The following is a 26,354-nucleotide window of genomic DNA, read 5'->3' on the forward strand; positions in this document are numbered from 1 at the left end:
CCGAATCCAGCGAGAGCGTTAACGATGCGAATGAATATGAAAGTACAGTCCATGTGGAACAGAACGGAACCATAACCATCCATGTTGAAAAAAAAGATAATCCTGGGAATTCTTTAGTGAACTTTTTACATGAAAAAATAAAAAAATAGAAAAAAGAATTTAAACTCTTTCTTCGATATTGTCCCAATCAGGGTTTTTAGCAGGCAATATTGTGAATATCAAAGTTGCAATCAGCAAAATAGCCGCTACAATAACAGTGAATATCAACTGATCGGATGTTGAAGTCTTTATAACATCAATCATTCCACCAATCCATACAATTGCAATGAAAATCGGAAGAACGAATTTGACAATCACAAGCCACCATTTGCCCAATTTGATTGTTTTACTTCTTGAATTTAAGAAGTCTATTAGTCTTTCTGCCTTGAATATCCAAGCAAATATGATACACTCAAGAATTACACCTAAAAGCAATGCAATTTGGTTAATGAAAGTATCAACATATCCTAGTACTGCCCCTCCGTATGCAGTCGCATAAATCATTGAGAGAACCGCACCAACAATAATTAGAATAGTCATTGTTTTGGATCTTGAATGACCAAACTTGTTTTGAATTGAAAATGATAAAGGCTCAATTGTTGATAAGATACTTGTAAGTCCTGCAAGATAAACTGTCAGGAAGAACAATGGTCCTAAAACGTAAGCCCACTGACCCAATACATTAAATACTGTAGGATATACAACAAATACAAGACCTGTTCCCTGAGTTACAAGGTCAGCCACTGCAGTTCCTGACTGAAGTGACATATAACCTAAAATTGAAAATACACCGAGCGCTGCAAAGTTTTCAAAAATTGAATTTGCAAGGGCGATTGAAATGGTGTTTGTAATCAAATCCGCATCATCTCTTGTATAGCTGGCATAGGTAAATGCAATTGACATTCCCAAACTCAGCGAGAACACGATTTGTCCAAAAGCAGCCATCCATATTTCAAAATGTGTTAAAAGTGACCAATCAGGGTTGAATAACTCTGCCAGTCCAATTGAAGCACCAGGCAAAGTTAAGGAGAACCCTACAATAATAATCATGATAATAAATAATGCTGGCACCAAAATTTTAGATACTTTTCCAAGACCTTCCTCAAGGTCCCTGTGTGAAATAAACCAAATGATTACCCAACCGATAAGCATTGCAACGGCAATGACTGGAATAAACTGGAGTAAACCTGACATGGATTCTGAAGAGTGTAAAAGGGTGGTTGCAAAGAATGTGTCCGGATTTGCTCCCCAACCTTTAGTGAAGCTCAAAAACATGTAAATTCCATCCCAGCCCAGAATAGCTGAGTAATAAATCATAATCATAAATACAGCAACCGGCAAAAGCCAGCCTAAAAATTCCCAATTGGAGTGAATCTTTCTAATCGCCTTTGGAAAAGAAGATTTAAAATTATATCCCACACCATACTCCAAAATCAAAAATGGAATTCCCATCAAAAGAATAGCCACGATATATGGGATGTAAAATGCTCCCCCTCCGTTGGAGTAAAGTACGTAAGGATATCTCCAAATGTTTCCAAGTCCAACAGCAGAACCAATCATTGCAAGGATGAATGAAAGGTTGCTGCCCCATTCGTTTTTATCTGCCATAATTTCTAATTTCCTATAATATTATGTCAATTATTTTTGTTAATCACATAATAAATAAGTTTAGATAAATGAAAAAAGATAAAAAAAATATTATTAAAAAAAAAATGAAGAAACAATCAAAATATTAAAACAGAACACTTGAAAATATTGTGAATATCCTCAATATCTTCCAAAATCGAGGTTTTCTGTGATGTGATTATACCTATCCTCTTCGGGAGGCAATTGCATATAATCACCATAAAGACTTTTTAGGATATTGTCATAACCTTTAGGAATGTTAACTTCAATATCTTCAAATTTGATTTTAATTGTATCCTTAAAATCTTCCTTAAGAAATATTTGAGGATACTCTTCTGCGGTTGCAGATATATCGAATACGCATTTAGCATTTTCGTCCTTAAACTTATCTAAAAACTTCAAGCATCTTTTATAGATTGTAAATGGTTTAACCTTAAGTAAATTTAAAATGTAATAACCTGTATAGGTTATCAGCTTTGTAACTAATGGCAAATCGTCCAGTTTAATTTTAGACATAATTAACAGTTTATTATATAAAAAAGCTCGTTTAAGTTGATAATTCCTTTTAAGATTATTGTCACTCAAATCATCCAAAACAAAAATATCCATATTAATTCCCACATGGAAATTGACTTGGCTAACCCAATTTTCTTCAAAACGAGTGTCTTTAATCATTAATTTAGAAAGGGTGTGAAAATAATCCTCTTCGGTTTCATTAGTCAGTAATTCATATTTTTCATTTGGAGATGAGATGAAAACCTTTTTAAATTTTTCATAATCCTCCCTAAACATTATAACATCCAAATCATCATCCCATGGAATAAAACCATTATGTCTAACAGCACCCAATAAAGATCCGGCATACATATAATAAGTTAAGTCATTTTCTTCACAAATTTTGATAAAATCCTTTAAAATCATCAATTCGAGACTTTGCAAATGTTTTAAAGTTTTTTCATCATATTCAGTGTATTTCAATTTATCACACAAATTATTGTTTTAAGAATTCCATGAAGTTTTCTTTGTTTTCTAATGCTGTAGTGGTTGGTCTTCCTAAATCTTCACGAGCACCAATGGAACACATTATCTCAATAAAGCAAAGCTCATTTAAAGATTTGGCCTTTTCAAGTTCAATGTCCAAATCTTTGAAATTATCAACGGAAACCGCATAAGAATAACCGCAGGCATCAGCTATTTTAATCAAATCCATATTTGTTGCAACGGTAGGCATTCCTCCAACAGTCTCGTGAGCACCATTGTTAATGACAATATGTACCAGATTTTTTGGGTTATTACTACCTACAACAGCCATGGACCCCATATGCATCAATACGGACCCATCACCATCTATACACCAAACTTTCTTATCAGGCTTGTTTATAGCAACCCCTAAAGCTATAGAAGAAGTATGACCCATAGAACCAACAGTCAAAAAGTCATATTTATGGCTTTGATTTGAATTGGCCCTAATTTCAAAAAGTTCTCTACTAGCTTTTCCTGTAGTTGAAATAATTGGGTCTTCACCTGTTACATTAACGATGTGTTCAATGATTTCTTCACGAACCATATCATTATCATTTTCATATTTCACTTTAACATCATAAGATAATGCATTTTTACGAATGATGAAAGCGACATTCTTGCCTGCTGCAAGAACCTTTTTATAGTTTTCCATAACTGTTTCAAGCTCTTCAACAGTGGTGTCTGTGCCTATGACAAAATTTTCAATATCCATTAAATCCAGCAGTTTGCAGGTTATTTCACCCTGATAAATGTGCTGAGGTTCATCATGAACTCCAGGCTCTCCACGCCAGCCGATTACAAAAATAGCTGGAATGGCATAAACTTGGTCATTCAAAAGTGATGCGACAGGATTAATGATATTTCCTTCACCACTGTTTTGCATATAAATGACTGGAACTTTACCGGTTGCTAAATGATATCCTGCAGCAAGAGCTGTACAGCTACCTTCGTTAGCGGCAATTATGTGGTGATTTTCATCAATCCCATATGTATTCATTAAATAATTACATAATGCTTTCAGTTGTGAATCAGGAACACCTGTATAAAAATCACAACCTAAAACATTAACAAAATCTTCAACATTCATTTTAATTCCTTATTTATTTAATTGTGGAGTAATAATTTTTTCAATTAAAAAGTCTGCAGTTTTTTCAATGTCGTCGTATTTAACTTCTTTAGGAAGGTCTTCTCCAAAAGCTTCTTTTACTTTTCTGATTAAGTCATCTGTATAAATTAATGTAGCATCTTTAATGTCTTCCACACCATCTAAAGCCAATGATTCGCGGTTTGCCTTATCCATTTCCTCAAAGGAGAACACTGATTCATCAATCCATGATGAAATTTCATCATCCTTATATCCGAAAATTACAGGATATCCTCCGATGTTGCCGAATACTCCTGGAGAGAATACTTTTTGGTCTTCACCAGTACGGATTGCATCAATGACTGCACTAATAATACGATAATTACTTGAAGCATTCATCATGTTTCTTTTTTGGTCAACAGGCATACTGATGGAACATGCTTTGAAAATATCATCATGAGGAAGGTCTTTCTCTTCACCTTTATAGTAGACTTTAAGAGGTAACTCCACACCTTCAGTTTGACCTTCTTTACTTATGCAAACATCATGGAAATGTGCTGCTGCAAAATTAAAATCGACATTCCAAAAATCATCAACGCCTAACATATCCGCTACAGCAAATTTCATTCTTGGAATCAAGTGATTCAAGTTTCCGCTTCCGAAATCAGGATATGCTTTTCCTGCGCTTTTAAGCCAAGGAATGACCGCATCAGAATAGGAAGTGTTAATGACAACTGCGTTAGTGTCTGCTTTGTCACAGGCTTCCATAATATTTTTAGTGAATTTGATTGATAATGGAGTCCAGATTCCATATGCTCTAACATTATTCCAGGATATGCTTCCATATTTAAGGCCAGGATAAGCCCTACTGGAATTGACAATGAAATCAGGATTATATTTTGATATTGCTTTTTCAATGGAATCAATATCATTTAAATCCACTCCAGATTCAACGATAATCTGTGATTTGTTAACTTCACGGATAAGTCCTGCAACTCTTACGATATTTACATCAGATTGCATTTTTTCAGCATTTCTTCCAACAACAACTAATTTTATTGCAGGGTCATTTTTACTGACTAAAAAATCTAATAAATAGGTACCTACGCTACCTAAACCAATTATCATTATTGTAATTTCATCATCTTTTACATGTTTTTCAACTATTTTTAATCTTTCATCTAAAGTTTTCATTATTCTCCACTCCAATAATTTTTAATAAGTTTATAATCTTCACGAGTATTGCAGTTTACCCAATGCTTCAATCCAATAATATCAACATCAGAGTCATCATCCAACAAATCAAAATATTTTTGTATTATTCCTAAGTTAGTGTCTTCAATGAGATTTTCCTTAAAGTTGTCATTTGCGATTTTGAGTAGATTCATGTCTTTAAATTTCCAAACTTGACCTGAATTGAAAATAGCTTTGAATGGTTCACCAATACTTAACATGCCATGGCTGGTGCTGAATAGATAATGGTACTCATCATTTTCATTTTGATATAAAACAACAGCCTTATTTGAATAAATTGGATTAAAATTATATGTTAAAACATTTTTATTTGAATTTACCACATTTGAGAATGAGTCATCATCAATATCCAAGTCTCCTTCAACAAAAAGGATTTCATCAATATCGCCGAAACTGTTGAATGACACATTAATTCCAAGATACAAGCTATAACCAGAACTCAAATCACTGAAATGATCATTTTCAATGAGTAAAATCTTTTCTTGTAAATTCTGAGGAATATGTTCGTCGATATAGCTGATTAAATCTTGGTATTTGTATCCGCCAACAATCACGATTCTATCTGCGAAATCGGATTTTTTAACCATCTTGTAAATTAGAGTATCTTCAGGGTTTTCTTCATAATATAAGCATTTCAAGATTTTTTCTTCTTCGGGGATTCCTTCATTAAACCTGCTAGAAACTCCTGCTACAGTAATGATTACGATTTTCAAATTTATTCACCTGAATTAGTGTAATTTTCAACACATTCATCTAATCCTTTATCCAAATCCATTATTGGCTTCCAATTAGTTCTTGTTCTAATTTTTTCAGTTGATAATAATCTTCTCTCAGGATCAGATTCACGATAACCTTCAAATTTGATGACAGGCTCATCAATGCCCATTTTTTTAGCAATCAATTTTGTTAAATCAATGATTGATATCTCCTCATCGGTTGCAACATTATAAATTGTACCGTCCAATGCTGAATCTGTTTTAGCCAATGCCAATACAGCACTGCAGCTATCATAATTATGTAGGAAAGTCCTGCAGTTCTTTTTGGAGTTTTCCAATAAAGTCACTTCACCATCATTTATGAAACTGTTAATAATATGTGGAATGATATGTTTCGGCAATTTTTCGTTTTTACTGTAAACATTAGCAAAACGGATGGAACAGCCTTTGATTTTACCGTTATCCACCGCATCCTTCATGAAAAATTCAGTTAAAAGTTTTCCGGTGGCGTAACTTGTTCTTTGGCTATGTTCTGCATCGGCCATAGTAATGTAATCAGATTCTTTTACTCCCCCATCCTCATTCCAGGAATTCATGGAATAGATTTCAGAAGTGGAACAGTTAATGTATTTTTCAGCTCCAACTTCAATAGCTTGAGTTAAAAAATCATTCATACTGACTACATTGGTTTCATAAGTCTCATAAACATTGTAAAAGTGTTCTGTGTGAACGACAGCTGCACAATTAATGTAAATGACTTCATCAAAATCCTCTTTAAGGCTTAAAACTAATGATTTGATAGCATCCATTTGCTCTTTCTTGTTTAAATCATATTCATGGAACTCAAAGCGTTCATCATCCAAACAATCCTTTACTGTATCGATTGATGAAGCATAAAAATTATCAAAACCTATTACATATACTTCGTCTTGGTCCTGATTTAAAAGCTGGCGAACCAACTCGTTACCAGTCATTCCTGTTACACCACTAATAATATACAATATTTTCATATAAATCCCCTTTAAATACCATTTTCTAATCGTTTTCTATAAAAATCATCAACACTGCCATCAAATAAATCCATAGCATCATATTTTGGATATTTGACAGCCCTCAATTCAACGTTCATCAGATCTGTGTCCAAAATTGCATATTGTGCATTTGGATTATGGTTTCTAGGCTGTCCCACAGAACCTGGATTAATAAATAAAACTGATTTTTTGTTTCTCATTTCAGGATTATCAACTTCATAAAACTTTTGAAAAACATGAGGATAATGAGAATGGCCTGATAAAACAATATCATAATCCCTGTAATCCCCATTGAGATTATCCGGAAAAATCGCCTTCCAATAATTGTCATTCAATGAACCATGTATGGCCAATACCTTTTTTCCGTCCAAATCAAATTCATATTTCCCTTCATGATCTAATTCATTATTCAAATAATTCCTAGAATTATCATTCAACTGGGAAAATGTAAATTTTGCAGATTCCACTCCCCTTTCAGAGGAAAAGAAATTAAAATCTTCGGTTAAAATAGCTCTTTCATGATTCCCCCAGATATTACATATTATTTTAGAAGATAAATTCTTCTCAATGTATTCAACCACTTCATTTGATTGCATACCATAATCTATTAAGTCACCTAAAAGAATTAAAGAGGAAATTTCATTATTATCTATATCACCAATTACCTCTTCCAAAGCAAATAGATTTCCATGAATATCTGATAAAATCGCATATTTTGACATTTAACCACTATAATTCATCGATTAATGTAATAATATCTTTAATGGACAATAATTCTTCATCAATTTCATGTGCTCTGTGATATTTCAATATGCTTTTTGCGGCATTTTGCATTGCCGGGAATGCTGCCCTTAACAATTGATTTGCATAAATCACAATATTGACGCCATGTTGAATAAGTTCCTCTTCAGTGATAGTATTAAATGAAGATGGCACTACAACAATTGGAGTTTCTTTATCTTCAGCTCTGAACTTATCGCAGAATTCCAATATTTCATCAGGTTCTTTTCTTCTGCTGTGAATCATTATTCCATCAGCACCTGCATCCCTAAACGCGAATGCCCTTTTAAGTGCATCTTCCATACCTTGTTCAAGAATTAAACTTTCAATTCTTGCTATAATCATGAAATCATCAGATAATTGGGCGTTTTTGCCTGCAGCGATTTTTTCACAGAAATGTTCAATATCATCCTGAGTTTGTTCCACTTCAGTACCGAATAATGAATTTTTCTTTAATCCCACTTTATCTTCGATAATTACTGCTGAAACTCCCATTCTTTCAAGGGATCTGACAGTGTAAACAAAATGTTCTGCAATACCCCCTGTATCTCCATCAAAAATAATCGGTTTGGTTGTAACTTCCATGATATCGTTGATTGTCCTGAATCTAGAAGTCATATCAACTAATTCAATATCAGGCTTTCCTTTTTCAGTACTGTCACATAAACTTGATATCCACATTGCATCAAATTGGTCAATATGATTTTCATCGGCAACAACAGTTTTTTCAGCGATTAAACCTGTTAATCCGCTGTGAACCTCAATTGTTTTAACAATAGGAATCATATCCAATAACTTTCTTAACCTTCCCCTCCTAAGTTCCGGCATTGAAAGCTGCTCTTTCATTTGCCTATCAATTTTTTGAATCTTTTCATTGAAAGTATAAGGAACTTCTATTAGCTCTCCACCGTATTTATCAAGATTGTCAACGATATTTTTCCTGATGACTTTCATAGAATCTTCGGACCAGTTGTTTCCATGAATAATGTAATCTGGTTTAAGTTCACGAACAACATCATCATACATTATTTTATATTGAACAATGACCTCTTTAACATCAGGGATTTCTTTAACTAAATCCATACGTTCTTTGGTTGTTTTTAATGGGAATCTATTATATTTTACCATTTCTGAATCACAAAGAACTCCAACGACGACATCACCATATTTTTTAGCTTCATTGATTAAATTAAGATGTCCTTCATGGATTACATCAGTACAAAAACAAGTATATACAATCGGATTATCAGCTTTCATAAAATTACCTTTAATTATTAAAATTACATAATATAGTATATTATAAGTTTTAAAAAAAGAAATATTTAAAAATTTCCAACACAAAAATAAAAATAACTTAATAAAATAATTAATGGGAAAAAACTATGTTTAAATCAAAAAGATATGATGATGAAACATTGAAACATTTACAACAAGTTCAAATGAAAATCTTCAAATATTTCCTTGAAATTTGTGAAGAAAATGATTTAACTTATTTTATTTATGGGGGTAGTTTGCTTGGAACTATCAGACATAAAGGATTCATACCATGGGACGATGACATTGATGTAATCATGTTTAGAAAAGAGTATGATAAGCTAAATGAAATTTTAAAGAACAATTTAGATGAAAAATATAATTTTATCAATGTTTTAAATGAAGAAACATATCATTATACCTGGGCAAGATTAACCTTAAAGAACACCCTTTTCAAAGAATGGTGGGGCGATCAGGTAGATTACACTCCAAACATATTCATTGACATATTTATTTTAGACAATATTCCCAACAACAGAATTAAAAGATTTTTCCATATGAAAACAAGTTTCATCCTTAATCAGTTGACAATGTATGCTTATCTCAAATATGATAATTTTTCTACTTTAAAAAAGATTTTCCAACAATCCATATATTATCTATTAAAAATACTACCAACAAAACCGTCAACTATTAAAAGAAAATGTGTGGAAACATATGAAAAATACAAAAATGAAGATTGTGAGCAGGTTTGTGATTTTCCAGCGATATGTCAAATGCCAGTATACGATAAAAAAGATTGGTTACCTGCTAAAAAAGCAAAATTTGAAGATATTGAAGTGAACATCCCAAATAATTATGATAAAGTTCTAACAAGAACATATGGAAACTACATGGAGTTGCCACCTGAAGAATCTAGATTCCGTCCAGCTCCTGATGAAATTGATTTTGGAGAGTACTAAATAAAATAATAGGTGAAAAAATGACATTAAATATTGGTGTTGTCGGTGCAGGTGCTATGGGAACTGCGATTTCCCAATCAATAGCTGAAAATGCAAATAAATTATTCTTATATGCTAGGAAAAAAGAAGTTTCTGAAGAAATTAACACTAAACATTACAATTCACAATATTATCCTAATCTAAAATTAAAAGAGAATATAATAGGCATAAACGATTTCAGTAAATTAAATGAAGTGGACATTGTTTTTTTATGCATTCCATCCTCTACTGTTCGTGAAGTAACTTCTGAATTAAAAGAAATAATATCAGAAGAATGTATAGTAGTTACAACTGCAAAAGGAATGGAATCTAAAACAAATAAGCGTATGACTGAAGTGATAGAAGAAATTATCGAAAGACCCGCTGTTGCATTATCCGGGCCAAACATTGCTTCTGAAATGGCTAAAAATTTATCCACCGCAACAACTATCGCATGTTCTGATGAAAACTACCTGAAAAAAGTTAAAAAAGCATTAGAAACTAAAAAATTCAAAGTAAACGCCAATACAGATGTTGTTGGAACTGAATATTGTGGAATCCTCAAAAATATTCTTGCAATCAGCCAAGGAATATGTGAAGGCTTGGACATTAACGATAATGCGAGATTTGCTTTATTTACCAAAAGTTATTCTGAAACAAAAGAAATTATAGAAAAATTGGGTGGAAAAAGAGATACTGTCGATGATTACTGTGGATTCGGAGATATCATCACTGCATCTACCCTATCAGTAAGTAGAAATCATACCCTAGGAGTATTATACGGACAAGGAATCGTCATCGATGAGCAATCTTCCGGAATATTATTCGAAGGGAAAAATACTGCAGTTATATTGAAAAACCTTTGTGAAAAGAACAACATTAAAAGTCTAACCGCGGATTTTGTTTATGATGTAATTGTGGAGAAAAATAATCCAAAATTGGCATTTAATAAGTTTTGGGATGGGTTATGAATGATATTTGCAGCAATGCTTGCAGGTGGAATTGGAACTAGAATGGGGTTAAATAAGCCAAAACAGTTTGAAATTGTTGGTGATAAACCAATTCTTGCTCATTCAATAGGAAACTTTTTAGAAGTTGAAGAAATTGATAAGATTATTGTTTCATCCCCTAAAGAATACATTGATACTACAAAGGAATTAGTTGAAAAATATTTTGAAAACAATTCCAGAATAGTTGTTATTCAAGGTGGAAAAACCAGAAATGATACTATATTAAATTCCATTGATTACGTCAAATCTAATTTTAATGATGAAGATCCGATTTTGATAACCCATGATGCTGCTAGAATATTCGCAAGCCCTGCTTTAATTGAAAAAAGTATTGTAAATGTGATAAATCATGACGCAGCAAGTCCTGTGATTCCTGCAATTGATGTGATATTTGAAAGCAAAAAAGAAGGAAAATTAACCGATATTCCACTTCGTGAAAATCTAGTGCATTCACAAACTCCCCAAAGTTTCAAAATTAATAAATTTCTAGAAATTTATAAAGATTTGACTGAAGATGAGATTGCTAAATTAGATGAAGCGATGATGCTCTTCTTTTTAAGAGATGGAGATGTGAAATTGTTTGAAGGGGAATCATCAAATTTCAAGATTACCAGAAATATTGATTTAAAAATTGCTGAAGCATATTTAAAAGAGAATTAAATAATTACTCTTATTTAAATTCATCATTAATTTTTTTTAATTCATAAATAGCATTTTCAAAAGCATTTTTCATTTCTTCATTAGATTTGAAAAAACTAGAATTGTATTCTGAATAGCCATGCATTTCAAGATTAATAGGAATATCCATATAATTTTCACCATACCATCTTTTAAGTAATTCTTCAGATTTATTTGGGCATTTCAAATAGTATCCTTCAAATTTTTGAGTTTTAACCGGGAAAAATATATTTTTATCATATACTCCTAAATCATCATCAGATGCATCAATACCTTCACCAATGAAGTTTGTTTCATCTAAAGTTAAACCTAATTTATCAAAACGCACATTAAATTCTTTATCAAAATTAAAATCATTTTCAGCAAAAGAATTTCTGAATAAAATTTTACTAGCACTATAATATTTTTTATAATGATTTACAGAATCTTCTTTAATAAAATCATGGGGAAAAATATCTAATCTAACCATAGGTTTTAACCAGCCGATTTGTAAAAATAATGATTTACATATTCTAGGTAAAAAAGGATTATCAATATCCGTTAATTTACCCGGTGCCTTATTATAATCATAAAAATAAACATCATGCCCCAAATCTTCGTCATAAAGAGTTTTAACACTTTCAAAATAGTTCTCTTTAAAAGTAAGTAATTTTGTCAAACCAATATTTTCTTTTAAAATAATGTGATTATTAATTTCATATGGTAATACTTCAATTAATTTATCATAATCTTTTCTCATCATTATAATATCGCAATCATCATCCCATGGAATAAATCCCTCATGACGAATTGCACCTAATAAAGTCCCATAAGCTAAAAAATATTCCAAGTTATATTTATTACAAATATTATCAATAAACCTCAATAATTCAACATATAATAATTGTATATTTCTTAAAGTACCCTCAATTTTTATATCAGATGATTTAAACAAATAATTTACAGTATAACGAGATGTTGATGCTGGTTTTTTTTCCATGTGTAATGTTTTAACTAATTTCTTACAAAAAATTATAAAATTTTCTGAATAACGAATTTTTTTTGGTAATTTATAATACAATTCATCAAAATTCATAATATTCCCCTATCAAATGAAATATAACTTATTTTTAAAGGCATTAATAATTATTTTCTTTTTAATTGTTAAATTTTCTTATGAAAATCCAATAATATATATTTAAAGATAAATCAAAATAGTAATAATGAAAACCAAAGAAAGAATATTTTACTACGATTTCCTGAGGGCTTTTGCAATCATTGCAGTTATTATCTGCCATATCATGATTTTCTTCGGCCCTGCAACTACACTGGCAGAAAAAATATTCCAACTTACAATACATGATATTGGAAGGATGGGCGTTCCTATCTTTTTAATGATCAGCGGTGCTCTTCTTTTAACCAAAGACTATGATTTGAAAACATTTCTAAAAAAGAGATTTGCCAGAATCATTTATCCGTTCATATTTTGGATGATTCTGATACTTTTAACAATCCATTTATACGGTGGAAACAGCAAATACCTCTGGAACATATTCATAGGTAACCAGTCAGTTACCTGGTACTTCTGGACTTTAATCGGAATTTATCTCTTCATTCCACTCATCAGGTCATTCATCAAGGACCATGGCGATGAGGGTCTGAAATATTTCCTCGTAATCTGGTTTATAACAATTATCCTGAACACTTTCCACTCATATCCGCTATGGCCGTTTTTCGATTTAAACCTGTTTGCAGGATATGTCGGCTATCCGATTTTGGGATATTATCTCAACACCAGAGAATTTTCACTTTCAAATAGGAAAGTCTCACTAATTGCACTTGCAGTTACCGTAATATCCATGATTGCCTATGTCATATTTACATATCATACCAACCTTTCAACATTGACAATAACTTATCTTAATGTCCCAATGGTATTTTTAGCAAGCGGAATGTTCATGTTCGCTAAACACTTTGACGGCCTGAATTCAATCAATTCAAAAATCAAAGATGGAATTACCTCAATCAGCGTATGCAGCTACGGAATGTATTTCTCACATGTTATCGTTCTTAAATGGATTACCGCATACAACCCTCATTCCGATTTGATGGTTCCGGTATTCCTCATATTGACAGTGTTCCTGTCATGGCTGCCTGTTTACGTAATGAGCAAAATCCCATACCTGAAGAAAGTTTCAGGGGGTCTGATTTGAAATAAATCCTAATGATTGCAGTCAAATAATTTTTAAAATTTGTATAGTGTATTGTACATAGTTTTAAATATTACTTGCGAGTTATTACTTTTATGAAAAAAAAGCTAATACTTGCAATTATTGCAGTCCTTATTATCTTTGCTGCATTGTTTGCATTCACAAATAATGGTTCATCCGGCGCCACAGAGGTTAGCGTTGACGCCAATGCGCTGGAAGATAGGGGAAACCTTGTTGTTGACTCTAAAAGTTTAGATGAAAATAAAGGATTATATCATACTGCCGCAGCAGACACCAATGCAATTCTCGTTAAGAATGGTGGTGCATTGAAATTAGCCGATTCCATTTTAAACAAAACAGGTGATACTGCCACAAGCGGCGATGATGCTGATTTTTATGGAGTAAATTCCGCTGTTTTAGTTAACACCAACGGAACTTTGGACATTTCAAACGTTGAAATCAATACAAACTCCAAAGGATCAAACGGTATCTTTGTAACCAATGCCGAATCTTCAGGAAACAGCTCTTCCGGAGATGCTCAAGGTGGCGAGGGAGGACAACCTCCAGAAGCTACAGGCAACGGCGGAGGAGAAGGAGGACAGCCTCCTGAAATGCTTGAAGGTTCAGGTGAAGGTGGACAAGCCTCTGGTGGAAACGGCGGAGGACCTGGTGAAACCACCGTTTCAGGAACAACCGAAGCAAACATCAAAAACGTGAAAATCACAACCCATTCCGACAAATCAAGAGGATTGGATGCTACCTACAATGGCCTGATCAATGCTGAAAACGTGATAATCAATACCGACGGTCAAAGCTGTGCTGCACTAGCAACAGACAGGGGAGACGGACAGGTACACGTTAAAAATTCAGATATCAACACTGGAGTAAGCAAATCAAGCGGAAGAGGCTCACCATTAATTTATTCAACCGGAAACATTACCCTTGAAAACTCAAAAGGTACATCCTACGTATCACAAATAGCCTGTATTGAAGGTAAAAACTCAATCGAACTTACCAATTGTGACTTGAAAGGTTACGCAGAAGGTAACAGAAAAGACGGTGATGCATACGTTGATTTAGGTGGAGTGTTCATCTATCAAAGCATGAGTGGAGATGCAGATGTCGGAACATCCCTCTTTACAGCCAAAAACTCAAAGTTAGCTATTCCTGAAGACTCATCAGTCTATTCACAGGCTCCAATGTTCCATGTAACCAACACAGCTTGTGTAATCAACTTGGAAAATACCGAAATGAGCTTTGGAAGCGGAACCTTCCTTGAAGTTTCAAGCCAGAACCAATGGGGAACAAACGGTTCCAACGGTGGAAAAGCTGAATTAAACACAAATAACGAAAAAATAGATGGAAACGTTACTGTTGATTCAATCAGTTCACTCAACTGGACAATGAAAAACACCGAATTCAAAGGTGCAATCAATTCTACAGGCAATGCTACAGTAAATGTGGCTGACGATTCAACCTGGACTTTAACCGGTGACAGTACAGTCTCAAGCCTAAGCGTTTCCGGAAATATTGAATACGGTGACTATTCAATAACAGTGAATGGTCAAAAATACAACAGTTCAAATCCTTTTAAAGGATAGGAAAGATTAATTCTTTCCTAATTTTTTATTTTTAGCAGTCAAATCCTGCTCCATATACTTCTTTTAACAATTCAGGTTGGGATTTTGCATCTCCAATTACTGTAAATACAGCCTTTTCTGTTGGATTTTTTGAAAAGCTAATGAAATCCCTGATTCCTGTCAATGCGTTTCCGTTTGAAGAACCTGCAGAAGTTATGATATAGTAATCTTTATCTTCTAATTGGTTGAATATCGGATAGCATCTGTCAAAGAATCTTTTTAGGGTTCCACACATGGAATAATAGTAAATCGGAGTTGCATATACAATCACGTCAGCTTCCATCATCTTGTCGAGGACCTCTTCAAGCCCGTCTTCCTGGAAACATTTCATTTCAGGAGTTTTGCACTTCATGCATGCCTTGCATGAGTGGAATCTGATATTTTCCAGATTGTACTTTACAGCTGCATTGTCAGCATCCAATGCTCCTCTTACAAATTCATCGCATAAAGTGTCGGAATTTCCACCGATTCTAGGTGAAGAGCTAATTACAATTACCTTTTTTGACATATTACCTATCCCTCAATCCATTCTTTTGCCTTTGAGACATCTCCTCTGAACCTCATTCCTTTTGCGAAATTGAGTTCAGGGTATGTGTCCTGCAAGTCGCTTACACATTTATCAACACCAGATCCTCCTGATGTGCAGAACACCTTGATTGTTTTTCCGCTTAAATCAACGCTTTCAATGAAGGTGTTGATGATTGTAGGTGCTGTATACCACCATACCGGAAAACCGATGACTACAGTATCATATGAGCTTACATCACATGATTCGACTATAGGAGGTCTGAATTCCTTGTCGTTCATTTCAATAGTGGACCTGGAGTCTTTGTTGGTATAATCCAAGTCTTCTGAAGTGTAGATTTCTGTTGGAACTATTTCAAAAATATCATAATCGTTTTCGTCAGCTATTTTTTCGGCCACTCCTTTTGTAACGCCGCTAGCTGAAAAATATGTAACCAAAACATTACTCATTATTATCACCAGTTAAAAATATGGCATTTTTATTATATAATTGTTTATATTCGCAACAATTAATTTGAGAAATTCCGATTAAAATCAATTTTAAAAAATAAATCAAATTAACAAATAATATAAACCAATGAAAACAAAATATATAACATTATAAATTAATGAAGGTAATATAAAATGTCAAAACCTGTTGTTGCAATTACAAGGCCAAAAGATAGGGCAAAAAAGGCTTGTGAGATTGTGGAAAACCTGGGAGGAAGTGCAATCCTTGCACCTACCCTTGACCTGCAGCCAGTGAACAGCGAATCCCTAAAGGAGCTAGTGTCAAAAAAGGATGAACTTGACTGGATTGTATTTACATCTCCAACCACAATAGTTTCCCTGAATAAATTCTATCCGGATTTTATTAAAAGCCTCAACTGCAAATTGGCAGTCATTGGAAATAAGACCGGAAAACTAGCTGAAAAAAATGGATTAACTGTTGATTTGATGCCTGAAGACTTTACTGCTGAAGGCCTTATCGAAGAGTTTAAAAAACGTGAAATCACTGGAAAAACCATAGGAATTCCTAGAACAGCTTCTGCAAGACCCGTTTTACCTGAAGAATTGGAAAAGCTTGGAAATACTGTAATATTGGCTGAAGCATACAAATCCCTGTTCCCAATGGATGAAAAGGCAGTTCAAGACCTGATTCAAAAAATCGAAAACAAGGAAATTGATGCAATCACCTTTACAAGCCCCCTTACAGTTGAAAACTTCTTCAAGATAGCTGACGATAAAGCCAAACTTGCACAATTGTTAAACGATAACCTCTTGACCGTTTGCATTGGCCCAATCACCGCAAAGGTTTTGGAAAAATATGATATTGCCTACATTTATCCTGACACTTACACCGTTCCAGACATGATGGAATTATTATTCAAGACATGGAGAGAAAACAATGGATGATAAAATAAGCATTATTTTACCAATTTTTAATGTTGGACCTCATTTAAGAGGAGGTATAGACTCTCTTATAAACCAGACAATCGGAAATGAAAATCTAGAAATCATTATGGTCAACGACTGTTCTACAGACGGATCCGACAAAATCATCGACGAATATGCTGAAAAATATGATTGCTGCCGTGCAATACATCACGAAACCAACAGTGGAGGAGCACATACTCCCCGCAACACAGGTATTGAAGCATCGACAGGAGATTACATAATGTTTCTGGATCCTGATGACAGATACACCCCAGATGCATGTGAAACATTATACAACGCTGCCAAAAAGTATGATGCACAGCTTGCATTCGGCAGATTCAGAAGGATATTCGAATACGGAGGATACGTTCAAAAGTCATACTCCCCTTATATGGATGACTTGGAAAGCGCATATCCCGATGAAACATTTGAAAGCGCAAACTTCCTGGACATCCCTGACGTAATATGGGACAACGTTGTGGAAAGGGTGGTTTACGGAAAGACCCTTGAAGTTACCTATCCCCGTGACAAGCCGATAGATGTCATTCATGTCGACAACATCGAACAGGAACCTGACCTATTGAAAATGCAGCCTTCCGTATGGTGTAAAATCTACAAAAGAGAGTTGATAATGGACAACAATATCCGTTTCCAACCATTCGTTTCCGGAGACGACATGGCATTCACCCTGGAAGGGCTTTTGAATGCTAAAGGAATCGTATACCTGAATAATTTCATCAGTTATGACTATTACATACGCGACTTGCCTGAAGACAAGTCCATTACAAATACCGTTAACGTAAGGCTTCTCGATGAACTTATGGAGTCCTACATTTACTGCAGAAAGTGTACAGAAGGATTTTCTAAAGAGGTTCAGATAGTTTCACTAAATCCTCACCTGCTTCACTGGATGCATACATGGAAAAACTCTCCATTTACAAAGGAAGAAAACAGATTATTGCTTAAAAAAGTCAACAGGCTTAAAAAGATTCACCAGCCTGACATGAAAACCAAAATGCTTTTGAGTTCAATGACAACAGCAATCGAATCTTCAATATACACTTCAAAGGAGTAAGGATTATGGCTGATTATAAATATGTAATTGTTGGAGCAGGCCTTTCCGGTTTGACAATAGCTGAAAGGATTGCAACAGAACTTGATGAAGAGGTTCTGATTATCGAAAAGCGTAACCACATCGGAGGAAACGTCTATGACTTTTATCAGGACGGCATCCTAATTCAAAAATACGGACCTCACATCTACCATACAAATGAAAAGAAGGTCCACGATTACCTGTCACAGTTTACCGAATGGATTGATTACGAACATAAGGTATTGAGCTGCGTTGACGGCAAGCTAGTGCCTATGCCTATCTGCATCGACACATTAAATGCATTGTACGGCCTTGATTTGGATGAAAATTCCATGAAGGAATGGATTGACGAGCATAAGGAAGACATTGATGAGGTGAAATCTTCAGAAGACGTCGTTTTAAAGAATGCTGGCCGTGACATTTACGAGAAGCTGTTTAAAAATTACACAGAAAAGCAATGGGGAACATCAGCGGCCAACCTGAGCCCAAGCGTAATTTCAAGAATCCCGTTCAGGTTCAATCATGACACAAGATACTTCGCAGACACCTACCAAGGAATGCCGAAGGAAGGATTTACCAAAATGTGTGAGAACATGATCAAATCCGACAAGATTCATGTTGGACTCAATTCCGACTATAAGGATTATATCGACAGGATCAACTATGAGAAATTAATCTACACAGGTCCAATCGATTACTTCTACAATTACAAATACGGAGAATTGCTATACAGATGCCTGAATTTCGTATATGAAATTCTGGACCAGGATTCATATCAGGAAGTTGGTGTCGTCAACTATCCGAACCATCCTTACTTTACAAGGATAACCGAATTCAAAAAGCTGACCCATCAGAAAGTGGATGGAAAAACAGCAATCATGAAGGAATATCCTGGATTCAATGGCGAAAAATGCTATCCGTATCCAACTCAAGAGTATTTAGATAAATTCAAACTATACGAAAGTGAAATGAAAAAAGAGGAAAATGTAATCTTTGCAGGCAGACTAGCCAAATACAAATACTACAATATGGACCTGGTTGTGAAAGATGCATTGGAAATTTTTGAAAATGAAATCAAATAGGTGTTTATATGATTACAGTCTGGCCACAATATTTAAACAAAAATCTAAGCCTTTCTCAAGGTCGTAAAATTGCAAAGGAATATGCAGTATCCGACCCTTCAATTAATGACATAGAAAAAGCGCTTAAAAGATTAAACTTAAAGTATTCCCTTCAAAAAGAAGCCAAATATCCTGGAAAATGGTATGAAAAATCAGGAAGGATTCTCGTTGAATGGGAAGGAACAAAACTCGAATTGATTAAAGAAATTAGCTTAAAGATAAAGGAATTTAAAAACTGATTACTATGGAAATGCCACAATTAATGCATGAGCAGTACCTCGAAGCCAAAGGGATTATAGAAAACTCAAAGGACATCAAAATATATTCCCACATTGACTGCGACGGAATCTGTTCAGGCGCAATACTATCAACCATCTTAGACAGACAAGAAAAACCTCATGAAATAGAATTTGTTAACTTGGATGTTCTGGACGACATTGAACTTGACCATGAACTTACAATATTTTCAGATTTAGGTTCAGGCCAAAGAATTGATACAAACGCAAAGAAAGGTCAAAAGATAATCATTCTGGACCACCACCCTCCGTTAAGGGACCTCGATTATAAAAACGACAAGGATTACACTTATCTTGAAATCAATCCCATGCACCATGGAATTGACGGGTCTTACTATGTCTGCGGTGGAGGATTATGCTATTTTCTAGCAAAGGAATTCGGATACACTGATTTAAGTTGGATTGGAGTCCTGTCAGCTATTGGAGACATGCAAAATACAAAATCAGGTCATTTTGAAGGCCTGAACGAAATCATCCAGCAGGACGCAATCGACGGAGGTTATCTGAAACTTACCAAAAGCGACATCAACATTTACGGAAGGAATACACGACCACTGTTTGTAGCCCTTTCCTATTTCAGTGACGTGAAGCTGCCGATTACAAACAATACCACAGAAACAATGGCCGTTTTAGAGGAGCTAGGTATTGATGAAAAAAACAACAGAAAAACTTTAAATCAGCTCACAATGGAAGAAAAAGGAAAGCTATACCAAAAGCTCAACGAAATGATATCAAAAGTAGTGCCTGGAAGATATGTTCAATACATTCCACGATTAATCATTGGAGACTCATATACTTTCATGAAGGAAGATGAAACAAGCTTTTTAAGGGACGGCTCAGAATTTTCAACAGCAATGAATGCATGTGGAAGAAACCATCAGGAAGAAATTGCAATGGAAGTTCTCAAGGGCGACAGGATTGAAGCGTTTGATCAACTTGAAGCGGTAAGTCTTGAACATAGACGCAATTTAGCTCAAGCAATATCAAAGGTTACAGAGGATGAAAATACAAATATAATTGAATTGGAAAATCTTCAATACTTCGACGGAACTGGAATCAAACCCGAAATAGTTGGAACTGTAACCGGCATGATACTTGGAAGCTGCAATTGGAAAAAACCAATTATTGGATTTACACAAACTGATGACAAAGGTCTTAAAATATCCCTTAGATGTTCTAGATTGCTTTCATATGATGGAATTCATTTTGGAAATATAATACGCGAGATTGCCTCTAAAGTTGGAGGTACTGGCGGAGGACACGCAATGGCATGCGGTGCTTATATACCTATAGACAAAAAGAATGAATTTCTTGAACTGTTCAATAACAAATTGAATAATAAACTTACAAATTAAGTATATATACTATAAAGATAATAATACTAATTAATCAAGTATAATTGAGGAATGAATATGAAGGCATTTAAAAAGAGAGGGGCACTTACACATTTTCAAATTCTTAGTGAAATTTCAAAACAAGACCCTCATCTCAAACAAAAAGATTTGGCTAAAAAATTAGGAATTACTATTCAGGCTGTTTCTGAAAACATCAAAACCTTAATCGAGTTAGGTTATATAACCTCTAAAGATGGAAGATCACCTTATAAAATTACCCAAGCAGGTATCGATAAAGTAAAAAGGGATGCAATCAGTTTAAGAAAATACAGCGATTCTGTTTTGGAAACCATGAACCATTACAAAACCATCTGGCCTGCAATAGCTAAAGAAGACTTAGAAAAAGAAGACATCGTTGGTCTTTTTATGGATAATGGAGTATTATATGCTCATAAAAAAGAAGAGGCCGCAACAGGTGTCGTTCTTGATTCAGCAAAAGCAGGAACTGACGTGTCATTGACTAATCTTACCGGAATTATTGATATGAGTGTTGGTGAAGTTACAGTCATTAACGTTCCGACCATTAAAGACGGAGGATCCAAAGCCTGTGATTTAGACTTAATCAAGCATATCTTTGAAAATGGGACAAACAGCGGTGAAAAAATAGATAAAGTCGCTGTTGCCGGAACTGTCGCACGTGCCGTAACAAGCATCCTTGACATTCCAATCGACATTGAATTTGCAGCTCCACAAGCAACCGCTAATGCTGCACGTAAAGGATTGAATGTTATTGCAATCTGCGTTGGTGACATGAGCAAAGCATTCATCCGTGAACTTGAAAACGAAAAAATCAAATTTAATATCATTGACGGGGCAAAATAACTAATTTTGCCTTACCATCTTTAATAACGCCGCAGCCATTTCCACACAATCCTCACCGGAAGATGAATTTTTCCTGATTACCTTAATATAATCATCCAAATCCTCATTTCTGATTATGCTTTTAACCTCATCCAAAACAAGCTTATTCTTAATGTCTTCAACTTCCCTTAGCGTGGGAATGCTTTTTTGAGTAATCTTAACTTTATAGTTCTTTTTGATGTTGACCAGATAAGGTGCATCATAGCTGGACACTAAAGTAAATGCATAACCTTTGTTTCCAGCCCTCGCTGTTCTTCCAATCCTGTGAATATAATATTCGGGGTTTTGCGGAACATCGAAATTGATTACAACACTTATATTATCCACATCGATTCCACGGGCCGCCACATCAGTTGCAACCAGAATGCTGATGTTGCCGTTTCGAAACTTGTTCATCACCTTGTAACGGACCTTCTGAGTCATGTCCCCATGAAGCGCATCTGCCTTATATCCTCTGCTCTTCAATTGCCTTACAACATAATCAACCCTCTTTTTGGTATTGCAGAAAATTAATGACAGCTTCACATCATACGCATCAATCAAACGAGCCATGTCTTCGACCTTATGCTTTTCATCTGTTTTAAAGGAATATTGAGTTATTTTCGGAATGGTTTTCTTTGTGGAAGCTATTTTTATGAACTTAGGTTTCTTCTGATACATTTTAGCAATTCTTTTAATTTCATCAGGCATTGTGGCAGAGAAAAGCAAAGTCTGCCTTTGGTGGGGAGTGTTCCTTAAAATCCGTTCTATATCTTCCCTGAAGCCCATGTCCAACATTTCATCAGCTTCATCCAAAACAACGCTTTCGATACCAATCAAATCAAGGGATCCCCTTTCAATGTGATCAATGACACGGCCAGGTGTTCCAACAACAATGTGGACACCCTTATTCAGAACCCGTAGCTGTTTTCCAATAGGTTGGCCCCCATAAACCGCCAATACCTTCAGTTTCTTTATATTGGAACCTACCTTTTCTATTTCACCGGCTACCTGAATGCATAGCTCCCTTGTAGGGCATAAAATGATAGCCTGAGGGGACCTGTCGGGAATGAAAACCTTTTCAAGTATCGGAATTACAAATGCGACTGTTTTGCCGGAACCTGTTTGAGCCTGGCCAATGATGTCCTGGCCTTTCAATGCGGCAGGTATCGCCATTTCCTGAATAGGTGTTGTCTTTTCAAAGCCCATCTCCTTTATGGCCTTTTTAATATTATCTGAAATGTTAAAATCATCAAAATTCATTATTTAAATATATAAAAAACAAGATATTTAAGAATATTCATTAAAATAAGGTGCTCTGTTGGGTATTATCCTTAACCGGAAAATCGTTGAGATATTCAAAAATGTCCTCGACTCCATTCAGGATATTGTTTGAATTGGTCTTTTTGTAGAATACCTCCATTAATCTGTCATTGTTCGGACTTGGAATTGAATAGCTGTTCCCATACTTTTTAATGTATTTGTCCTTCAAACCCGGAAAATGCTCATCTAACTTTTTATAGAAATACTGCCTGTTGCCATCCCTAAGCGTAAGGCCCATTCCAAAGCACAATATGCCTTTAACATCTGCATCAATGCACATGTCAAGGATGCTTGTGATGTTTTCCTCCGTATCATTGATGTATGGCAAAATTGGGCACAGCCAGACAACTGTGGGGATTCCTTCCTCTTTTAGGATATTCAGGACTTCAACACGCCTTTTTGTGGTGCAGACATTAGGCTCCAGAATGCGGCACAAATCATCATCTGCAGTTGTCAAGGTCATCTGAACAACAACTTTTGTCTTTTCATTTATCTTTTTGAGCAAATCAAGGTCCCTTAAAATCAAATCTGACTTGGTGATGCAGGTAAATCCAAAACCGTATTTGCATATCAGTTCCAAAGACTTGTGAAGATACTTCAAGTCCTTTTCCAAAGGAATATAAGGGTCGCACATCGCTCCGGTTCCTATCATTGCCTTTTTGCGCCGGGATTTCAATGCCTTTTTAAGCAGTTCCAGGCTGTTGGCCTTGACTTCTATGTCTTCAAACTTGTGATTCATGTTATATACATCGCTTCTTGAATCGCAGTATATGCAGCCATGGGTACAGCCCCTATAGAGATTCATCCCGTTTTTGGCGGACAGGATGCTTTTGGAATTAACATAGTGCATGCATTAAAGTTGGCTCTGAAGTCTTTTAAAGATTTCTAAAATACATTGAAAACAAAGCTCAAATGAGAAAATGTGGCATGCCATACCCATCCACTTATTAAAACATTCCCTATAACATTAGCCATTCAAATAGAATAGAGTTATGCACAATATTTGATATGGCAGATGAAGTTAGTATCGAATATATTGACCGCAAAATTGATTTAAGCATGATCTGTAACTTTCCCCCACATGAGAATGAATCCGTCTAGACAATATCCGAAGATAAATAATTATACTAAAAATAACAGACAATAGATTATGCAGCAAAAGAACATTACTGGATTTGAAAAGGAATATGAAACTAAAGACCACCCAAACATAAAGGGCGTTCAGATTATTGATGGGAAAAACAATTTCCAGATAAGCTGGCTGAATCAACAGGGATACTGCGAATACCAGATATATCTCGAGTATATGAAAGGCATAGAAACACCAGCCACACCGGAAATGACCCATGGAAGCGACATCCACAACCAGCTTGAAACCATCTTCAAGCAGGATGCCACACCCTCAACATTTGAAGAGGCCGTTGAAGTATCAAAAAGCGAAGCAAGCATGTCCAGGGAATGCTTTGTAATCTCTCCCAAATACGGAATAAGAGGATACATTGACGAAATCTGGATGACACCTGAAGAAATCGTGATTATCGATGACAAGCCAGGACGCACCCCCTACTTTTCAACAATGAACCAGGTTAGGGCATATTGCCTTGCATTCAAGGACATGACAAATGATGAAAGGCCAATCAAAGCGGCATTGAGAGAAAGAGGAACTAACAATCTGTTCTGGATTGAAATATTTACAGAAGACGTTGAAAAACAAATCGAATTCACTATAAACAGGATGCACGGTTTGCTTGAAGGGTCCAGGCCGTTTGTTCCAACCAAAAACCCAAACAAATGCAGATCATGCAGATACAAACGCTACTGTGATCATTATAAAAATTAATAGGAAAAAAATATCAATAATATTACTTGCAATCATTGTCGTGAGTGCAGGCCTCGGCCTAATCAACTCACTTACAGGCAGCTCCGAGAGCATATCAAATGATTCCGGAACATTGGAAATCAAAGATTCAAAAACAAACCTGACAGAAACGGTCAAATACGAATCATCAGGCGAATGCCTGAGGGTTATTGACGGAGATACAATTTGGGTGTACGGTATTGGAGACGTCCGTCTGGTTCAAGTCGACACTCCAGAAAAAGGCGAATCAGGATATGATGATGCAAAGAAGTTTGTTGAAGACCACTGCCGTGGAAAAACCGTTTATCTTGATATTGATGATAAGGAACCTGCCGACAAATACGGACGGACATTGGCCATTGTCTACACTGACAGCGAAGACATTAACAGAGAACTTTTAAACAACGGACTTGCAAAGGAGCTGTACATACCACCAAGCGAATTTGAAAAAGGAGAAATCTGATTAAACAACTCTGTTCAATCCAAGATATATCTTATTTTTCTTATAAACCTTATCAAGTATATCATTCCATTCTTCTGGAGTGATTCTGCCTTTATTTGGAATAAGATTATCCAGTGATGATTCGTTCAGATTTAAAATATCCGCTAAAATGAATGACAGTGTCTTTCCTGTCAGGGACAGGTCATAAGGGTCATAGCCTGTTACTGCCAAAACCCAAAGATTATTCTTGGTTGCTGTTTTATATTCCTTTTTAAGAGCATCAAACCAGCTTGCAACCTTATTATCCTCGCATCCGATTCCTGAACCTATTGAAATATAATAATCTTCACCATCAAATTCTATGGATTCTATTGCATTGTCGATTTTAGCCTTGAGTTCGGGGGAATCCAGACTAAGCTCATATTCATTGTTTGTAATGAAATCAGTGATGTGATTTTCAATTTCCTTTTTGTTTTTAAAATAGCCGACAGACTCTATCCTGTCGCAGTCAACATCACACAAATCAAAAATAAGGTCTTCATCGACGTCACAAATTTCATATCCTTCAAGCTTATGTGATTTGTATTCCTTAAAGTCGATGCAATAGTTTTCCAAATCTTCCTTATTCAAATACCACAAAACCTGAACCTTTTTAATCATAATATCTTAAAAAAATAAAAAAAGAAGAGAGCTTATCTAAGCTCATCGATAACAACTGTTCTAGTGAAATCTGAAAAAATCC

27 protein-coding genes are annotated in these 26,354 nt (G+C 35.0%); 13 read left to right on the plus strand and 14 right to left on the minus strand.

Annotation, left to right across the window (positions count from 1 at the left end):
- Positions 1–159: 159 nt before the first annotated feature.
- From Q0W25_RS05295 to aepX, 8 genes are all read right to left on the minus strand, one after another.
- The gene (locus Q0W25_RS05295) at positions 160–1,647 is read right to left on the minus strand and encodes a sodium-dependent transporter (protein WP_298519784.1); all 1,488 of its coding nucleotides are present in this window, start codon (positions 1,645–1,647) and stop codon (positions 160–162) included.
- A gap of 159 nt (positions 1,648–1,806) precedes the next feature.
- Entirely contained in the window at positions 1,807–2,643 is an 837-nt protein-coding gene (locus Q0W25_RS05300; RefSeq protein ID WP_298519787.1) for a phosphorylcholine transferase LicD, read from the minus strand.
- Between the two features lie 13 nt (positions 2,644–2,656).
- Positions 2,657–3,775, minus strand: a complete 1,119-nt coding sequence (gene aepY, locus Q0W25_RS05305; RefSeq protein WP_298519790.1) for a phosphonopyruvate decarboxylase — start codon at positions 3,773–3,775, stop codon at positions 2,657–2,659.
- Positions 3,776–3,784: 9 nt separating this feature from the next.
- Positions 3,785–4,966, minus strand: coding sequence for a saccharopine dehydrogenase NADP-binding domain-containing protein (locus tag Q0W25_RS05310; RefSeq protein ID WP_298519793.1), 1,182 nt, complete (start codon positions 4,964–4,966; stop codon positions 3,785–3,787).
- Complete coding sequence (locus Q0W25_RS05315; protein WP_298519796.1) at positions 4,966–5,739, minus strand: DUF6564 domain-containing protein; 774 nt, start codon at positions 5,737–5,739, stop codon at positions 4,966–4,968. Before Q0W25_RS05315 ends, Q0W25_RS05310 begins: the two co-directional genes overlap by 1 nt.
- Positions 5,740–5,741: 2 nt before the next feature.
- On the minus strand, positions 5,742–6,752 hold the full coding sequence (locus Q0W25_RS05320; protein ID WP_298519799.1) for an NAD(P)-dependent oxidoreductase: 1,011 nt from the start codon (positions 6,750–6,752) through the stop codon (positions 5,742–5,744).
- Positions 6,753–6,763: 11 nt separating this feature from the next.
- Positions 6,764–7,495, minus strand: a complete 732-nt coding sequence (locus Q0W25_RS05325) for a metallophosphoesterase (protein WP_298519803.1) — start codon at positions 7,493–7,495, stop codon at positions 6,764–6,766.
- A gap of 7 nt (positions 7,496–7,502) precedes the next feature.
- Entirely contained in the window at positions 7,503–8,810 is a 1,308-nt protein-coding gene (gene aepX, locus Q0W25_RS05330; protein ID WP_298519805.1) for a phosphoenolpyruvate mutase, read from the minus strand.
- A gap of 125 nt (positions 8,811–8,935) precedes the next feature.
- Here aepX and Q0W25_RS05335 point away from each other — a divergent pair, with 125 nt between their 5' ends.
- From Q0W25_RS05335 to Q0W25_RS05345, 3 genes are read left to right on the plus strand one after another with little or no spacing between them, the layout of a single operon-like run.
- The gene (locus Q0W25_RS05335) at positions 8,936–9,769 is read left to right on the plus strand and encodes a phosphorylcholine transferase LicD (protein ID WP_298519808.1); all 834 of its coding nucleotides are present in this window, start codon (positions 8,936–8,938) and stop codon (positions 9,767–9,769) included.
- Positions 9,770–9,789: 20 nt separating this feature from the next.
- The gene (locus tag Q0W25_RS05340) at positions 9,790–10,758 is read left to right on the plus strand and encodes an NAD(P)H-dependent glycerol-3-phosphate dehydrogenase (protein ID WP_298519811.1); all 969 of its coding nucleotides are present in this window, start codon (positions 9,790–9,792) and stop codon (positions 10,756–10,758) included.
- Positions 10,759–11,457: a 2-C-methyl-D-erythritol 4-phosphate cytidylyltransferase gene (locus Q0W25_RS05345; protein ID WP_298519814.1), complete on the plus strand. Its 699-nt coding sequence runs from the start codon at positions 10,759–10,761 to the stop codon at positions 11,455–11,457.
- A gap of 10 nt (positions 11,458–11,467) precedes the next feature.
- Here the strand turns inward: Q0W25_RS05345 and Q0W25_RS05350 are convergent, their stop codons facing one another.
- Positions 11,468–12,550: a phosphorylcholine transferase LicD gene (locus Q0W25_RS05350; RefSeq protein WP_298519818.1), complete on the minus strand. Its 1,083-nt coding sequence runs from the start codon at positions 12,548–12,550 to the stop codon at positions 11,468–11,470.
- Positions 12,551–12,677: 127 nt separating this feature from the next.
- On the opposite strand from Q0W25_RS05350, the gene Q0W25_RS05355 reads away from it, so the two are divergent.
- Positions 12,678–13,667 carry an acyltransferase gene (locus tag Q0W25_RS05355; protein WP_298519821.1) on the plus strand — a complete coding sequence of 330 codons (990 nt, stop codon included), beginning with the start codon at positions 12,678–12,680 and terminating at the stop codon, positions 13,665–13,667.
- Between the two features lie 92 nt (positions 13,668–13,759).
- On the plus strand, positions 13,760–15,265 hold the full coding sequence (locus Q0W25_RS05360) for a hypothetical protein (RefSeq protein ID WP_298519824.1): 1,506 nt from the start codon (positions 13,760–13,762) through the stop codon (positions 15,263–15,265).
- Between the two features lie 31 nt (positions 15,266–15,296).
- Here the strand turns inward: Q0W25_RS05360 and Q0W25_RS05365 are convergent, their stop codons facing one another.
- Positions 15,297–15,812, minus strand: coding sequence for a flavodoxin family protein (locus tag Q0W25_RS05365; protein ID WP_298519827.1), 516 nt, complete (start codon positions 15,810–15,812; stop codon positions 15,297–15,299).
- A gap of 5 nt (positions 15,813–15,817) precedes the next feature.
- Positions 15,818–16,279: a flavodoxin gene (locus tag Q0W25_RS05370; protein ID WP_297825906.1), complete on the minus strand. Its 462-nt coding sequence runs from the start codon at positions 16,277–16,279 to the stop codon at positions 15,818–15,820.
- A 174-nt stretch (positions 16,280–16,453) separates the two neighbouring features.
- On the opposite strand from Q0W25_RS05370, the gene Q0W25_RS05375 reads away from it, so the two are divergent.
- Genes Q0W25_RS05375 through Q0W25_RS05400 form a run of 6 tightly spaced genes read left to right on the plus strand, consistent with a single transcriptional unit; the run spans position 16,454 to position 21,971 of the window.
- Positions 16,454–17,224, plus strand: a complete 771-nt coding sequence (locus tag Q0W25_RS05375) for a uroporphyrinogen-III synthase (protein WP_298519830.1) — start codon at positions 16,454–16,456, stop codon at positions 17,222–17,224.
- On the plus strand, positions 17,217–18,320 hold the full coding sequence (locus tag Q0W25_RS05380) for a glycosyltransferase (protein WP_298519833.1): 1,104 nt from the start codon (positions 17,217–17,219) through the stop codon (positions 18,318–18,320). The genes Q0W25_RS05375 and Q0W25_RS05380 overlap by 8 nt, the downstream gene beginning before the upstream one ends.
- A gap of 5 nt (positions 18,321–18,325) precedes the next feature.
- Entirely contained in the window at positions 18,326–19,420 is a 1,095-nt protein-coding gene (gene glf, locus Q0W25_RS05385; RefSeq protein ID WP_297825914.1) for a UDP-galactopyranose mutase, read from the plus strand.
- 8 nt (positions 19,421–19,428) lie between these two features.
- Positions 19,429–19,698: a signal recognition particle subunit SRP19/SEC65 family protein gene (locus Q0W25_RS05390; RefSeq protein ID WP_298519837.1), complete on the plus strand. Its 270-nt coding sequence runs from the start codon at positions 19,429–19,431 to the stop codon at positions 19,696–19,698.
- A gap of 5 nt (positions 19,699–19,703) precedes the next feature.
- On the plus strand, positions 19,704–21,110 hold the full coding sequence (recJ, locus tag Q0W25_RS05395; RefSeq protein WP_298519840.1) for a single-stranded-DNA-specific exonuclease RecJ: 1,407 nt from the start codon (positions 19,704–19,706) through the stop codon (positions 21,108–21,110).
- Between the two features lie 57 nt (positions 21,111–21,167).
- Positions 21,168–21,971, plus strand: coding sequence for a winged helix-turn-helix transcriptional regulator (locus tag Q0W25_RS05400; protein ID WP_297825921.1), 804 nt, complete (start codon positions 21,168–21,170; stop codon positions 21,969–21,971).
- On the opposite strand, the gene Q0W25_RS05405 is transcribed toward Q0W25_RS05400, so the two are convergent.
- Entirely contained in the window at positions 21,972–23,252 is a 1,281-nt protein-coding gene (locus Q0W25_RS05405; RefSeq protein WP_298519843.1) for a DEAD/DEAH box helicase, read from the minus strand.
- Between the two features lie 40 nt (positions 23,253–23,292).
- The gene (locus Q0W25_RS05410; RefSeq protein ID WP_298519848.1) at positions 23,293–24,162 is read right to left on the minus strand and encodes a radical SAM protein; all 870 of its coding nucleotides are present in this window, start codon (positions 24,160–24,162) and stop codon (positions 23,293–23,295) included.
- A gap of 300 nt (positions 24,163–24,462) precedes the next feature.
- Between Q0W25_RS05410 and cas4 the strand changes: the two genes are divergently transcribed.
- Positions 24,463–25,152 carry a CRISPR-associated protein Cas4 gene (gene cas4 / locus Q0W25_RS05415; protein WP_298519851.1) on the plus strand — a complete coding sequence of 230 codons (690 nt, stop codon included), beginning with the start codon at positions 24,463–24,465 and terminating at the stop codon, positions 25,150–25,152.
- Positions 25,079–25,633, plus strand: a complete 555-nt coding sequence (locus Q0W25_RS05420) for a thermonuclease family protein (protein WP_298519854.1) — start codon at positions 25,079–25,081, stop codon at positions 25,631–25,633. The genes cas4 and Q0W25_RS05420 overlap by 74 nt, the downstream gene beginning before the upstream one ends.
- Here the strand turns inward: Q0W25_RS05420 and Q0W25_RS05425 are convergent, their stop codons facing one another.
- Positions 25,634–26,272, minus strand: a complete 639-nt coding sequence (locus Q0W25_RS05425; protein WP_298519857.1) for a hypothetical protein — start codon at positions 26,270–26,272, stop codon at positions 25,634–25,636.
- Positions 26,273–26,354: the final 82 nt, after the last annotated feature.

The sequence above is a fragment of the uncultured Methanobrevibacter sp. genome (assembly GCF_947166415.1).
GTDB lineage: Archaea > Methanobacteriota > Methanobacteria > Methanobacteriales > Methanobacteriaceae > Methanocatella.

Coding starts and splice junctions, on each gene's coding strand:
- Q0W25_RS05380 (WP_298519833.1), top strand. CDS start 17,217: ATGGATGATAAAATAAGCATTATTTTACCAATTTTTAATGTTGGACCT.
- Q0W25_RS05375 (WP_298519830.1), top strand. CDS start 16,454: ATGTCAAAACCTGTTGTTGCAATTACAAGGCCAAAAGATAGGGCAAAA.
- Q0W25_RS05355 (WP_298519821.1), top strand. CDS start 12,678: ATGAAAACCAAAGAAAGAATATTTTACTACGATTTCCTGAGGGCTTTT.
- Q0W25_RS05365 (WP_298519827.1), bottom strand. CDS start 15,812: ATGTCAAAAAAGGTAATTGTAATTAGCTCTTCACCTAGAATCGGTGGA.
- aepX (WP_298519805.1), bottom strand. CDS start 8,810: ATGAAAGCTGATAATCCGATTGTATATACTTGTTTTTGTACTGATGTA.
- Q0W25_RS05325 (WP_298519803.1), bottom strand. CDS start 7,495: ATGTCAAAATATGCGATTTTATCAGATATTCATGGAAATCTATTTGCT.
- glf (WP_297825914.1), top strand. CDS start 18,326: ATGGCTGATTATAAATATGTAATTGTTGGAGCAGGCCTTTCCGGTTTG.
- Q0W25_RS05335 (WP_298519808.1), top strand. CDS start 8,936: ATGTTTAAATCAAAAAGATATGATGATGAAACATTGAAACATTTACAA.
- Q0W25_RS05405 (WP_298519843.1), bottom strand. CDS start 23,252: ATGAATTTTGATGATTTTAACATTTCAGATAATATTAAAAAGGCCATA.
- Q0W25_RS05425 (WP_298519857.1), bottom strand. CDS start 26,272: ATGATTAAAAAGGTTCAGGTTTTGTGGTATTTGAATAAGGAAGATTTG.
- Q0W25_RS05310 (WP_298519793.1), bottom strand. CDS start 4,966: ATGAAAACTTTAGATGAAAGATTAAAAATAGTTGAAAAACATGTAAAA.
- Q0W25_RS05295 (WP_298519784.1), bottom strand. CDS start 1,647: ATGGCAGATAAAAACGAATGGGGCAGCAACCTTTCATTCATCCTTGCA.
- Q0W25_RS05340 (WP_298519811.1), top strand. CDS start 9,790: ATGACATTAAATATTGGTGTTGTCGGTGCAGGTGCTATGGGAACTGCG.
- cas4 (WP_298519851.1), top strand. CDS start 24,463: ATGCAGCAAAAGAACATTACTGGATTTGAAAAGGAATATGAAACTAAA.
- aepY (WP_298519790.1), bottom strand. CDS start 3,775: ATGAATGTTGAAGATTTTGTTAATGTTTTAGGTTGTGATTTTTATACA.
- Q0W25_RS05400 (WP_297825921.1), top strand. CDS start 21,168: ATGAAGGCATTTAAAAAGAGAGGGGCACTTACACATTTTCAAATTCTT.
- Q0W25_RS05390 (WP_298519837.1), top strand. CDS start 19,429: ATGATTACAGTCTGGCCACAATATTTAAACAAAAATCTAAGCCTTTCT.
- Q0W25_RS05350 (WP_298519818.1), bottom strand. CDS start 12,550: ATGAATTTTGATGAATTGTATTATAAATTACCAAAAAAAATTCGTTAT.
- Q0W25_RS05370 (WP_297825906.1), bottom strand. CDS start 16,279: ATGAGTAATGTTTTGGTTACATATTTTTCAGCTAGCGGCGTTACAAAA.
- Q0W25_RS05410 (WP_298519848.1), bottom strand. CDS start 24,162: ATGCACTATGTTAATTCCAAAAGCATCCTGTCCGCCAAAAACGGGATG.
- Q0W25_RS05320 (WP_298519799.1), bottom strand. CDS start 6,752: ATGAAAATATTGTATATTATTAGTGGTGTAACAGGAATGACTGGTAAC.
- recJ (WP_298519840.1), top strand. CDS start 19,704: ATGGAAATGCCACAATTAATGCATGAGCAGTACCTCGAAGCCAAAGGG.
- Q0W25_RS05360 (WP_298519824.1), top strand. CDS start 13,760: ATGAAAAAAAAGCTAATACTTGCAATTATTGCAGTCCTTATTATCTTT.
- Q0W25_RS05345 (WP_298519814.1), top strand. CDS start 10,759: ATGATATTTGCAGCAATGCTTGCAGGTGGAATTGGAACTAGAATGGGG.